Origin of the sequence: Nocardia sp. NPDC058176, from assembly GCF_042883805.1 — a bacterium.
Taxonomy (GTDB): Bacteria; Actinomycetota; Actinomycetes; order Mycobacteriales; family Mycobacteriaceae; genus Nocardia.
The window spans coordinates 719,865-732,278 of record NZ_JBHVVA010000001.1 but is presented as its reverse complement, the minus strand read 5'-3'; the positions used below and the strand labels follow the sequence as shown (position 1 = coordinate 732,278).

The window sequence follows — 12,414 nt, the reverse complement described above, 5'->3', positions numbered from 1 at the left end:
TTCGTTTTAGAGACTCATCTCTATAATTGAACGAGGAGCTGGAACATGGCTGTGGTCAACATTCATCGACGTCACCTACCCGCCTCGGAGGGCGAGGTCGGCGCGCTGGCGGACACCCTCGCCGACGAGGACGACGCGCTCTGGCCGGTGCGGTCCTGGCCGGCGATGCGGTTCGATCGCCCGCTCGGCGTGGGCGCGGTGGGTGGGCACGGACCGGTTCGGTACACGGTGGAGCACTACGTGCCGGGGCGCTGGGTGCGCTTCCGCTTCACCGGGCCCCGCGGCTTCCACGGTTTCCACGAATTCACTGTCGAGCCCGCGGCCGACGGCACCGATCTGGTTCACCTGCTCGCCATGGAGGTTCACGGCTGGGCGCGACTGAGCTGGCCCCTGGCCTACCGGTGGATGCACGACGCTCTCCTGGAAGATTGCCTGGATCGCGCCGAACACGCCCTCACCGGCACCGTTTCCCACCCCGCCCGGTGGACCCGCCGCGTCCGCGCGCTGCGCCGGATCGTTGGCGGCTAGCCCACGACGGACCGTGGATCCGCGTACGCGACGAGCATGTCGACGGCCCGGTCGAGGTCACGCTTCGCGCGGTCGGGATCGGGATTCACCAGGTATTGGATGATGAGACCGTCCATCATGGCCAAGCCCAGGCGTCCGAGGGTCGCGAACTCCACCGCGCAACGTTCGCCGGCGGCCCGGGCGGCGCGCTCCCAGAAATCGGCGACCAACGAGGTGTAGCGCTCGTACTGCAACTGCGCGAGACCGCCCTTCCCCTCGCTGCGGACCGAGTACATGGCCAGCTCGTACTGCATGATCTGCAATCCCGGCGCGTCCGCCACCAGACCCTGCCACACACGTTCCACGGCATGCCGAATCGCGTGTACCAGGCCCCGGTCGACGGCCGCGTCGGACTCGATGGCCGCCACGACATCGGCCGTGACCGTGTTGATGACGGCGCGGAGCATCGAGTCCTTGGTGGCGAACACGTAATGCAGAGTGCCGAGCGGGATTCCGGCTTCGGTCGCGACACCGCGCAGGGTGGTCCCGGCGACACCGACGGAACTGAGCACCCGGATAGCGGCAGCGACGATGTCCTGCTCGCGCTGCGCCGCCTTCACGTAGGCCACCGTGTTTCCTCCCGCCGCATTCCTCCGACGCCGACAGATCAAGTCGTACGTCCGTCCAACAATAGGGTAATCTCCGACGCCGGTGCGCACAGGCGGACCGCGTCCGCGAATGTCTAGAAGACGGCTTCGTCGAGTTCCATGATCGAGGAGTCGATTTCGGAGACGACCGCCCAGTCGGCGCTCAACCGGGGCAGCACCGTCCTGGCGAAGAACGAGGCGACGGCGATCTTGCCCTCGTAGAAGGCACTGTCGGTGCCGCCGTCGGCGGAATCCAGTACGGTGAGCGCGATTTCGGCGGCGACGAGTAGCCGCCACGCGATGAGCAGGTCGCCGACGGCGAACAGGAAACGCACGGATTCCAGGCCGATCTTGTTCAGTTCGGCGGGGGCCTGCCGGGCAGCGAGCAGGTGGCCGGTGAGTCGGCCTGCCATGTCCTGCACGTCCTCGAGCGCGGCGGCGAGCAGGATCTTCTCGTTCTTCATGCGGCCGTTGTCGACCGTGGCCTCCCTGACCCTGCCGGCGATGTGGGCCAGCGCGACGCCCTGATCGCGCGCGATCTTGCGGAAGAAGAAGTCCTGCGCCTGGATGGCGGTGGTGCCCTCGTAGAGCGAGTCGATCTTGGCATCGCGAATGTACTGCTCGATCGGGTAATCCCGCAGGAAGCCCGAGCCGCCGAAGCATTGCAGCGATTCGGTCAGGCACTGGTACGCACGTTCCGAACCCACACCCTTCACGATCGGCAGCAGCAGATCGTTGACCCGGGCGGCCAGTTCGGCGTCGGCACCCGAGACATGCTGGGCGACAACCGGATCCTGGTGGGCGGCGGTGTACAGGTAGAGTGAACGAAGACCCTCGGCGTAGGCCTTCTGCGTCATCAGCGAGCGACGCACGTCCGGGTGATGGGCAATGGTGACCTTCGCGGCGGACTTGTCGAAGACCTTGGACAGCGCGCTGCCCTGCACGCGGTGCTTGGCGTATTCCAGCGCGTTGAGGTAGCCGGTCGACAGCGTCGCGATCGCCTTGGTGCCGACCATCATCCGGGCTTCCTCGATGACCTCGAACATCTGGGCGATGCCGTCGTGCACGTCACCGACGAGCCAGCCCTTCGCCGGAACACCGTGGCCGCCGAAGGTCAGTTCACAGGTGGCCGAGGCGGTCAGGCCCATCTTGTGCTCGACATTGGTGACGAATACGCCGTTGCGGTCACCGGGTTCGCCGGTCTCGGCGTCGAAGAGATACTTCGGCACCAGGAACAGGCTCAGCCCCTTGGTGCCGGGCCGCGCCCCCTCGGGGCGGGCCAGTACCTGGTGGACGATGTTCTCGAACAGGTCGTCGGAGTCGGCGGAGGTGATGAACCGTTTCACGCCTTCGATGTGCCAGGAGCCGTCTTCCTGCTCGATCGCCTTGGTTCGGCCCGCCCCCACATCCGAACCGGCATCCGGCTCGGTCAGCACCATGGTGGCGCCCCAATTGCGTTGTACCGCAAGCGTTGCCCAGTGAGCCTGCTGTTCGGTGCCGATGCCGTCGACGATGTCGGCCATGGTCGGCCCCGTCAGGTACATGTACGCGGCGGGCTGCGCGCCGAGGAGGAATTCGCTGATCGCCCAGCTCAGCATTCGCGGCGCGGGGACGCCACCGATCGCCTCGGCCTTCCCCACCCGCCACCACTGGCCGTCGGACCAGGCGCGCACCGACCGCTTGAACGCCTCGGGCAGCCGCACCGAATGCGTCGCCGGATCGAACTCCGGCGGATTGCGATCGGCCTCGGCGAAGGACTCCGCGACGGGCCCCTCGGCCAGGCGGGCGGCTTCGGTCAGCATCGCCCGCACGGTCTCGCCGTCCAGATCACCGAACGCTCCGGTCGCCAGCACTGTCTCGAGACCGAAGACCTCGAACAGATTGAACTCGAGATCACGCACATTGCTCTTGTAGTGGCCCACCGGCCCGCCTCCTCGTTTTCGGTCACGACAACGAATCAAGTCGGTCGCTCGTACGACATATAGTAGGCCACAGCCGGCGGATCGCAGCAAGCAGCAGCCCAGGTCTTGCGCACCAGCAGCACTCTGTGGCCTACTTGATGTCGGACGCACGTCCGACATTTTGTCGCACCAAGACCGCTTCGAGACAGGGGTTGCGCATGGGGCAGGAACCAGCAGCAGGGGCACCGGAAACGGCCGTGGTGGTGATCGGCGCCGGACTGTCCGGACTCGTCGCCGCCCGTGAGCTGCGCCGCCAGGGTGTCGAGGTCGTGGTGCTCGAGGCCGACGACCGGTTGGGCGGGCGCGCGCTGAGCGAGACCACACCGCTGGGCTCGCGGGTGGATCTGGGCGGACAGTGGATCGGCCACGACCACCACCGCATCACCGCGCTCGCCGCCGAGCTCGGTGTCCAGAAGTTCACGATGCACACCGGGACGCTGCCCACCGTGCTCGACGGATCGCGGCGGCTGCCGCTCTGGTCGCCCTCGCTGCTGTTCACCGGCGTGGTCATCGCCGCCGTGGAGGTCCTCGCCCTGGTGGGTGCACCGCGGCGGTGCAACACGCTGACCCTCGCCGAGGGGCTGGGCAAGCTGCCGGGACACACCTCGCGCCGGCTGCTCGAGCTGGCCGCGCTCATCTCCTGGACCGCCGATCCGGATCGGTTCTCGATCCACGCGATGACGAAGATGATCCGCAAGCAGGGCGGCCTGCGCACCAGCCTGGCCACCCGCGGCGGCGCCCAGGAGGCGCTGCTGGTGGAGGGTTTCGGCGCCGTCGTCGACGCCATCGCCGCCGAGCTCGGTGACCGGGTGCGGTCGGGTCATCGGGTCACCTCGATCACCCAGGGCGAGGACGGGGTCACCGTGGCGACGACCGCGGGACCGGTGCGTGCCTCGAAAGTCATCGTCACCGTGCCACCGCCGAACCTGCGGCACATCGACTTCGACCCTCCCCTGCCCGAGCACCGGGCCGCGCTCGCCCGCAACACCTACATGGGTTCGGTGTACAAGGCGATCGCGGTCTACGACCGCCCGTTCTGGCGCGACCGCAGCAATGCCGAGTTCCTCGTGCTGGACGCGCCGGGCCGGGCGATCTTCGACACCAGCCCGCCGGCGGGGCCGGGCCACCTGTGTGTCCTGGTGGGCGGCCCGGAAGCGCGCGCACTCGACCACCTCGATCCCGCCGAACGGCGCGCGGCACTGTTCGGCACGCTGACCGAGCACCTCGGCCCCGAGGTACTCGAACCGGTGAGCTGGCACGAAAAGGCCTGGCATCTCGACGAATACACCGGCGGCGGCTACCTGGCACTGCCCGATCCCGGGACCACCGAGGGAGTCGTTCCGCTGGATTCGACACCGGTCGGCGACATCCACTGGGCGGGCACCGAATCCGCGGGCGACCACGCCGGCTACTTCGAGGGCGCCGTCGAGTCCGGCACCCGCGCGGCGGCCGAGGTGGTCGCGACCCTGACCCACCGGAACTGAGGAGCACACGATGCCCGGCGCACCGAATACCTCGACCATCGAACAGCCCTCACGATCGGCGCTCGGGGCGGTGGCCGCCGCGCGCGGTGTGTTCGACTCTGGCGCGACCCGGCCGCTGGACGCCCGCGCCCACCGCCTGCGGGCGCTGCGCGCCATGCTCACCGACAACGAGCCGGCGTTCGAGGCCGCGCTGTGGGCGGATCTGCGCAAGAACCGCGCCGAGGCACAGTTCACCGAGATCAGCGTGGTCGTCGCCGAGATCGACCACACGCTGCGTCACCTGCGGCGCTGGGCCCGGCCCGAACGCGGTCCGGTCCCGGTGGCACTGTGGCCGGGACGCGCGCGGGTGGTGTCCGAGCCGCTGGGCGTGGTCCTGGTGATCGCGCCGTGGAACTATCCGGTGCAGCTGCTGCTCGACCCCCTGGTCGGTGTGCTGGCCGCGGGCAACACCGCGGTCCTCAAGCCGAGCGAGCTCGCCCCGGCGACCTCCTCGCTGATCACCCGGCTGGTGCCGACGTATTTTCCCGACGGCTCGGTGCGCGCGGTCGGCGGCGGGGTCCCCGAGACGACCGCGTTGCTCGAGCAGCGGTTCGACCACATCGTGTTCACCGGCAGCGGCGCGGTCGGACGGATCGTGATGCGGGCGGCCGCCGAGCATCTGACGCCGGTCACCTTGGAACTGGGCGGCAAGTCACCGGTCTGGTTCGACGACGACGCCCATCTCGCACAGGCCGCGCGCAGACTGGCGTGGGCGAAATTCACCAACGCGGGCCAGACCTGCGTCGCGCCCGACTATGTCCTGACCACCCCCGACCGGGTGCCCGCGCTGGCCGAGGCGCTGCGCGACGCGATCGCCGACATGTGGGGCACCGACCCGCGGGCCGGTCGCGACTACGGGCGCATCGTCAACGAACGCCACTTCGACCGCCTCGTCGGCAGTCTCGACGGCGCGCGGATCCTGGTCGGCGGCGACCACGATCGCACCGACCGCTATCTCGCACCGACGGTGGTGACCCTGCCCGGGCATCCGCCCGTCCTCGGACCGGACGCCGCGCATCCGCTGATGCGGGAGGAGATCTTCGGCCCGATCCTGCCCATCGTGGCCGTCGACTCACCGCGGCGCGCGGTCGAGCTGATCAACAGCTGGGACAAGCCGCTGGCGCTGTACGTGTTCTCCGGCTCGGCCGAGACCCGCCGCCTGTTCGAACACCACACCTCCTCCGGCGCGGTGGTCCATGACGCGGGCCTGATCCACGTGGCCGCCACCGGCCTGCCCTTCGGCGGAGTGGGCGGCAGCGGCATGGGCGCCTACCACGGCATCTACTCGTGGCGCGCCTTCTCCCACCACAAGCCGATCCTGCGCAAACCCCTGACCCCCGACTCCCTGCGCCTGATCCAGCCGCCCTTCACCGGCCTCCGTCAGCGCCTGGCCACGCTGCTCATCCGCCGGGGGTGACCCGCGGCAGGACCCGACATCCCACCGCTCGTCATTCGGTGTCGCGGCGCAGGGCGCCGATCATCGTGAGCGCGAGTTGCCCTGCCTCGCCGCGCGTCTGCTCGTCGGTCGTGTCGGCGAGACTCCAGGCCAGTTCGGTGAGCAGACCGTAGATGGCGCGGACGGTGAGCTCGGGCGAGCGGTGGACGAGGGCATCGGCGCGCGACAGTTCGTCGACCAGATCGCGGATGAGGCCGACCATGTAGCGCTCGTCGAGTTCGCGCCAACGGTCCCAGCCGAGGGCGAACGGTCCCTCCTGCAGCACGATGCGCTGGTAGGCCACGTCGGTGCATTCGTCGAGGAACACGTTCACGCCGAGGACCACGGTGTCCCAGGAGGCGCCCGCCTGGCCGAGCGCACTCGTCAAACGGTCGGTCAGCTCCTGCTCGACCTGCTCGAACACGGCCTCGAACAAGCCCTGCTTGCCACCGAAGTGGTGATAGACGGCGCCGCGGGTCAGGCGCGCGTCCTTGGCGATCTCCTCGGCGGACAGTTCCGCGTACCGCCGTTCGATGAACAGTCGGCGGCCCGCGTCCAGCAGTGCCGACCGGGTGGCTTCGGCGTACTCCGCACGTCGTCCCTTGACAGTCACGACTATCAGACTACATTGACATACATCGTGTATCTGAGATGTGAGGTGTATGCGAATGTCGGATCTCGTCGATGTGATCGTGGTGGGCGCCGGTGCGGCCGGGCTCACGGCGGCCCGCGCGCTCGTGGCGGCCGGACGCGAGGTGGTGGTGCTGGAGGCGCGGGTTCGGGTCGGCGGGCGGACCCTCAATCTCGAGGTGCCGGGGAGCGACACCTACGTGGAAGCGGGCGGCATGTGGGTCGGCCCTGGTCAGGACCGGGTGCTCGCGCTCGTGGACGAACTCGGGTTCGCCACGTTCCCGACTCATGTTCAGGGCGTGAACGTCGGTGAGTTCGCCGGGCGCATGACCCGGTTCTCGGGTCGGATACCCCGGCTCAATCCACTCGTGCTCGCCGATATCGGCCTCACACAGCTCCGGCTGGACCGCTCCGCGCGGCGTATCCCCCTGCAGGCACCGTGGACAGCGCCGCACGCGCGAGAACTCGACGGTCAGACCTTCGACACCTGGCTGCGCGCGCATTCGCACACCGCCGCCGGACGCGCGTTCTTCCGGCTCATCACCCAGGCCGTCTGGTGCGCCGAACCGGAGGAGATGTCGGCACTGTGGGCGCAGTTCTACATCCACTCCGGTGGCGGGGTCGACTCGCTGATCAACACGGCCGGTGGCGCACAGCAGGATCGGGTCGTCGGCGGCACGCAGCGACTCTCGATCGCCATGGCCGAGGAGCTGGGTGAGCGGGTCGTGCTCGACGCCGCGGTGACCGAGATCGACTGGAGCGACACCGAGGTCCGGGTGCGAGCCGGACAGCGGCAGTGGCGGGCGCGGCACGCGATCGTCGCGGTCCCGCCGCCGCTGGTGCAGCGCATCCGGTTCACGCCCGGCCTGCCCGCCGAGCGCGCGCACCTGCTGCAACGGATGCCGATGGGCTGGACCATCAAGGTCAACGTGGTCTACGACGAGCCGTTCTGGCGGGCGCAGGGGCTGTCCGGACAGGCCAACAGCGACACTCGCGCGCTGGGCACGGTGTTCGACGCCGGTCCCCCGGACGGCAACCCGGCGGTTCTGGTCGGCTTCCTCGAAGCCACCCATGCCCAGACCGCATCCCGGCTGACGCCGGCGCAGCGCCGCGCCGTGGTGCTCGACGACCTCGCCGCGTACTTCGGTCCCCGTGCCCGCAATCCGGTCCACTACGTCGAACAGGACTGGGCCGCAGAGCCTTTCAGCCTCGGCTGCTACGGCGCGTTCGCCACCCCGTCGACCTTGACCCGCTTCGGCCCGGAGTTGCGCCGCCCGACCGGTCCGGTGCACTGGGCGGGCACCGAAACCGCGACGCGCTGGGCCGGGTACATCGACGGCGCCATCGAGTCCGGGCACCGCGCCGCGGCCGAGATCCTCGCCGCAACCGCACCTTGAACGGTCCGGGTGCGGGCGGCGCAGGGTGTGTCGATCGCCCACGAAACGAACTCTCGGACCTGCCGGTGTGGAGAATGGCCAGTGCGGTTCGTCGTCCTGATAGAAGGGGTAGTCGGCCCCTCGCATCGAGGAAGGGTTACGCCATGCACTATCTGGTGACGCTGGTAGGACGCGAAGACACTCCCGCCGCACGCCCCGGCACGCCGGAGTTCGACGCGGAGGTCACGCGGTACGCGGAATTCGAGGAGAAGGAGGGCGCGGCCGTCGCCGGTGGCGTGGCGCTGTTCCCGTCGGCGGAGGCGATCCAGGTCCGTCGCTCGGCCGGGCAGACCCTGGTCACCGACGGCCCGTTCACCGAGCAGGCCGAGGTGGTCGGCGGGTTCTACGTGTTCGAAGCCGACGATCTGGACGAGGCGATTCGCCTGGCGCGGCAGTTGCCCGCGGTCGACAGCGACGGGGTGGAGGTGCGCCCGCTCGTCGAGTGGCTGCCGCACGACACCCCGCGAGCGGACTGGTGGATGGCGCTGCTGTGGGAAACGCCCGCGGCGGTGGTCGAGCCGGGTACTCCGGAGTGGGAGGCGATGGCGGCCGAGCACGCGCGGTTCGGCGAGAAGTACGCCGACGCCCTTCGCGGCGGGGGCGCGTTGCGTCCGCCGTCCACCGCGACCACGGTGCGGGTGCGCGACGGGCAACTCCTGCTGACCGACGGCCCCTATCCGGAATTCGCCGAGGTGGTCGACGGGCTCTACCTGTTCGCCGCCGAGGGGCGTGACCGAGCCGCCGAGATCGCGGCGGCCATCCCGCTCGGCGCCGGCGGGCGTGCCGAGGTGCGCCAGGTCGTTGACCTGGACGCCTGACCGTGCCCACCGGCCCGGCTGTGACCGTCGACGCGGTCTACCGCGCGGAGTTCGGCCGGGCCGTGGCGACGGTCGCCGCGCTGACCGGCGATATCGGACTCGCCGAGGACGCGGTGCAGGAGGCTTTCGCCGACGCCATGCGCACCTGGCCCGACCGCGGGTGGCCCGCGAACCCGGGTGCGTGGATCACCACCGCCGCCCGCCATCGCGCCCTCGATCGGCTGCGGCGCGAAGCGGCGAGGGCGGACAAGGAACACGGCGCCGCGCTGCTGCGCGCACCGGCCGAGGAGGTCGAGGTGTCCCCGGTGGCCGACGACCAGTTGCGGATGATCTTCACCTGCTGCCACCCGGCGCTGTCGCCGCCGTCCCAGGTGGCGTTGACGCTGCGCCTGGTGTGCGGCCTGCGCACCGCCGAGATCGCGCGCCTGTTCCTGCAACCGGAACACACTGTCGCGCAACGACTCTCCCGAGCCAAGGCGAAGGTCCGCCAGGCAGGCATCCCGCTGCGGGTACCCCCGCCACACCTGCTGTCCGACCGGGTGCCGGTGGTGCTGGCCTGCGTGTATCTGGTGTTCACCGAAGGGTATTCGGCCACCGCTGGTCCGGTCGCGGTGCGTGACGAACTGTGCGACGAGGCGATCCGGCTCGGCACCCTGGTGTGTGGGCTGCTGCCCGGCGAATCGGAGGCACGGGCGCTGCTCGCGCTGATGCTGTTGCAGGACAGCAGGCGCGCCCAACGCCGTTCGGATGACGACGAATTGGTGCCGCTGGAGGACCAGGACCGCGCCCGGTGGGACCGCGCGGCCATCGCGGCCGGTCTGTCCTGTCTGGATTCGGCCGCCGACGGAGCCGGGCCGTACCTGGCGCAGGCCCGTATCGCCGCCGCGCACGCGAGCGCGCCGAGCTGGTCGGAAACGGATTGGCACGCGGTACTTTCCGGCTACGACGAGCTGCTCGCGTACACCGAATCGCCCGTGGTCCGGGTGAACCGCGCCGTGGCCGTCGGTTTCGCGCACGGTTTCCCCGCCGGGCTCGCGGCCCTCGACGAGGTCGCCGGTGACCCGCGCCTGGCGGGCACCCACCTGGTCGACGCCACCCGCGCCGACCTGCTGCGCCGCGCGGGCCGTCCGCGGGAGGCGGCCGAGCACTACCGCGCCGCGCTGGCGATCGTCGGCAACGACCAAGCGCGCCGCTTCCTGGCGCGCCGCCTCGCCGAGGTCGAGGCCGAACCCTGAATCCCACCGGAATCCGGCGCCGACCTGCCGGACGCTGTGGTGCCGCACATTCCGAACCGCTGGGTGTGACCCGCCCTGCGCAATACAGTGGACGAATGCGTGGACGATCTCGAATCCTGGCGTGTTCAGCCGCAACAGTCGCCGTGGCCCTGGCCCCGATCACCCTCCCGGCCGCGGCCGCCGAGCCGACCACCGGCCCGACCGGCTGCGCGGAGGTCCGGGTCGTCACCGTCCGGGGCACCCTCGAGCCGCAGCTCGGTAGCCTGCTGCTCACTCCGCTGGGCCGGCGGATCGCCCAGGAATCCGGACGCCACACCACGGTGACCGAACTCGAATACCCGGCCTCGATGGCCACCGACAGCTCCGTCCGCGGCATCGAGAATCTCACCACGCTGCTGAACGAGACCGCCGCCACCTGTCCGGACCAGCAGCTCGTCCTCCTCGGCTATTCCCAAGGCGCCCGCGTCATCGGGAACACCCTCGCGCGAGCCGCGCTGACCGACGAGGCGGCCGCGCGGATCGACGCCGTCGCCCTGTTCGGCAGCCCCGTGTTCAACGGTGCCGAACCCTACAACCGCGGCACCTTCGATCCCGCCCTGTCCGGCACCGGTCCGCTGCCCACCGGCGCGCTCGCCGGATTCGCCGACCGCCTGCGCGACTACTGCCACGCCGGTGACCGTGTCTGCCAGGGCGGCGACCCGGCCGTCGGCTTCGGCAACGCGCTGAGTTACGGCCACTTCGCCTACTTCGTCAACGACAACCGCGACCAGGCCGCGGCCTTCGTTCGCGAACAGCTCAGCTCGTAGCCGTCGACGCCCGCACCGCACCGCGGATCCTTCCGGACAGGCGTCACCGTATCGTGGCCACAAGCCATCCACCACTCTTCAGGAGCGCCAACGCGCATGCGCAGTGACATCTTCCACGCGAACAATTCGGCCCAGCCCGCAACCCAGCTCGGCCTCACCTTGCAGCACTCGAGGTGCGTGAAGGCGTGCGTCAACGGCGAAGTTTTTGCCCGCCAAGGCTCCATGATCGGCTACCGCGGGCAGTTCGCGTTCGAGGTCAAGAGCCAAGGGTTGGGCAACCTCGTCAAGCGATTCGCCACGGGTGAGGGTGTGCCGTTGATGAGCTGCCGAGGCCAAGGCGAGGTCTGGTTCGCCCACCATGCCTCGGAGTGCTTTCTGATCGACCTCGATCCCGGCGACGCGCTGTCGATCAACGGCAAACACATCCTGGCCTACGAGCCCTCGCTCGGCTACGAGATCCAGATGGTGTCCGGTGCAGGCGCTTTCGTCGGCGGCGGCCTGTTCAACTGCGTCTTCCAGGGACAGGGCCGACTGGCCATCACCAGCCACGGCCAGCCGATCGTCATCCCCGTCGGCCCCCAGCAACCGGTGTTCGCCGATTCCGACGCACTGATCGGCTGGTCCTCGGGCCTGCAGACCTCCATCGTGCGCACCCAGAGTTTCGGATCGATGCTGCGCGGCGGCTCCGGCGAGGTGGCACAGGTGCGATTCGACGGCGCGGGGTTCGTCATCCTCCAACCCTCGGAATTCAACTTCGGGCCGGCAGCCGCGAGGTAGCCCGCGAGCTGCCGGTGGCGGCGCTCCGGTCCCGGAGTTCGGCATCCGAGCGTGCGGCCAGGTTCGCCGAGGACTGGCATCGGCACTGGGCATGCCGGTCTGACCTTGCCCGAGTCGGCCCGGGGTGCTCGGGGGCGGCGACCCGGCCGCCGGCTTCGGCACCTGGCGAAGTCGGCATTTCGCGAGGACACTGAGGGCACAGCACCCAACTCCCTCAGGAGCACATGCGATGGCAACCAATGAACCATTCGGCATCGATCCCGAAGATTTCGAGCGTGCGCTGCGCGGGGCGGGAAGCGAACTGCTCGACCTGCTCGGCAAGGCCGGTGTGTATCTGGATCGGGTGGATCAGGCCGACCTCGGTTCACTGACATCGCTGGTCGGTCAGTTCTTCCAGCAGCAGCGGCCACGTCCGCCGAAGCCCGAAGGCGAGACCACCGGTGAAACCGGCAGCGGGGTGTGGGCGATCTACAGCATCGACGATGCCGGCCAGGCCAACGTCGACCAGGTGTTCCCCACCGAACTCGAGGCCTTACGCGCACACCGCGACAACACCGACGATCGCCGCCGGGTGCGCTTTCTGCCCTACGGAGTTCCGGCCAGCGTCTTGGACGCCCCCTGAGGTAGCCCGCACCGATT

At 69.6% G+C, this 12,414-nt stretch carries 12 protein-coding genes; 9 read left to right on the top strand and 3 right to left on the bottom strand.

What is annotated here, in order from left to right; translation table 11 throughout:
* The first annotated feature begins 45 nt into the window (after window positions 1–45).
* Complete coding sequence (locus ACFVVM_RS03505; RefSeq protein ID WP_387612571.1) at window positions 46–528, top strand: SRPBCC family protein; 483 nt, start codon at window positions 46–48, stop codon at window positions 526–528.
* On the opposite strand, the gene ACFVVM_RS03500 is transcribed toward ACFVVM_RS03505, so the two are convergent.
* Together ACFVVM_RS03500 and ACFVVM_RS03495 are read right to left on the bottom strand one after the other, a co-directional pair.
* Window positions 525–1,136 (bottom strand): TetR/AcrR family transcriptional regulator, encoded by a 612-nt coding sequence (locus ACFVVM_RS03500; RefSeq protein WP_387612569.1) that lies wholly within the window; start codon window positions 1,134–1,136, stop codon window positions 525–527. The two genes, ACFVVM_RS03505 and ACFVVM_RS03500, sit on opposite strands and share 4 nt — an antisense overlap.
* Before the next feature lie 113 nt (window positions 1,137–1,249).
* Window positions 1,250–3,076: an acyl-CoA dehydrogenase gene (locus ACFVVM_RS03495; protein ID WP_387612568.1), complete on the bottom strand. Its 1,827-nt coding sequence runs from the start codon at window positions 3,074–3,076 to the stop codon at window positions 1,250–1,252.
* Between the two features lie 197 nt (window positions 3,077–3,273).
* Here ACFVVM_RS03495 and ACFVVM_RS03490 point away from each other — a divergent pair, with 197 nt between their 5' ends.
* Together ACFVVM_RS03490 and ACFVVM_RS03485 are read left to right on the top strand one after the other, a co-directional pair.
* Entirely contained in the window at window positions 3,274–4,599 is a 1,326-nt protein-coding gene (locus ACFVVM_RS03490; protein WP_387612566.1) for a flavin monoamine oxidase family protein, read from the top strand.
* Between the two features lie 10 nt (window positions 4,600–4,609).
* Window positions 4,610–6,055, top strand: coding sequence for an aldehyde dehydrogenase family protein (locus ACFVVM_RS03485; RefSeq protein WP_387612564.1), 1,446 nt, complete (start codon window positions 4,610–4,612; stop codon window positions 6,053–6,055).
* Window positions 6,056–6,086: 31 nt separating this feature from the next.
* Here ACFVVM_RS03485 and ACFVVM_RS03480 read toward each other — a convergent pair whose 3' ends face one another.
* Window positions 6,087–6,686 (bottom strand): TetR/AcrR family transcriptional regulator, encoded by a 600-nt coding sequence (locus ACFVVM_RS03480; RefSeq protein ID WP_387612562.1) that lies wholly within the window; start codon window positions 6,684–6,686, stop codon window positions 6,087–6,089.
* Between the two features lie 55 nt (window positions 6,687–6,741).
* On the opposite strand from ACFVVM_RS03480, the gene ACFVVM_RS03475 reads away from it, so the two are divergent.
* The 6 genes from ACFVVM_RS03475 (at window position 6,742) to ACFVVM_RS03450 (ending at window position 12,397) form a co-directional block, all read left to right on the top strand.
* A complete protein-coding gene (locus tag ACFVVM_RS03475) occupies window positions 6,742–8,100 on the top strand; it encodes a flavin monoamine oxidase family protein (RefSeq protein WP_387612560.1) in 1,359 nt (452 codons plus the stop codon).
* Window positions 8,101–8,243: 143 nt separating this feature from the next.
* Window positions 8,244–8,957: a YciI family protein gene (locus tag ACFVVM_RS03470; protein ID WP_387612558.1), complete on the top strand. Its 714-nt coding sequence runs from the start codon at window positions 8,244–8,246 to the stop codon at window positions 8,955–8,957.
* A gap of 20 nt (window positions 8,958–8,977) precedes the next feature.
* Entirely contained in the window at window positions 8,978–10,192 is a 1,215-nt protein-coding gene (locus ACFVVM_RS03465; RefSeq protein WP_387612557.1) for an RNA polymerase sigma factor, read from the top strand.
* A gap of 95 nt (window positions 10,193–10,287) precedes the next feature.
* On the top strand, window positions 10,288–10,998 hold the full coding sequence (locus ACFVVM_RS03460; RefSeq protein WP_387612555.1) for a cutinase family protein: 711 nt from the start codon (window positions 10,288–10,290) through the stop codon (window positions 10,996–10,998).
* Between the two features lie 96 nt (window positions 10,999–11,094).
* Complete coding sequence (locus ACFVVM_RS03455) at window positions 11,095–11,775, top strand: AIM24 family protein (protein ID WP_387612553.1); 681 nt, start codon at window positions 11,095–11,097, stop codon at window positions 11,773–11,775.
* A 229-nt stretch (window positions 11,776–12,004) separates the two neighbouring features.
* Window positions 12,005–12,397 carry a hypothetical protein gene (locus tag ACFVVM_RS03450; protein ID WP_387612551.1) on the top strand — a complete coding sequence of 131 codons (393 nt, stop codon included), beginning with the start codon at window positions 12,005–12,007 and terminating at the stop codon, window positions 12,395–12,397.
* Window positions 12,398–12,414: the final 17 nt, after the last annotated feature.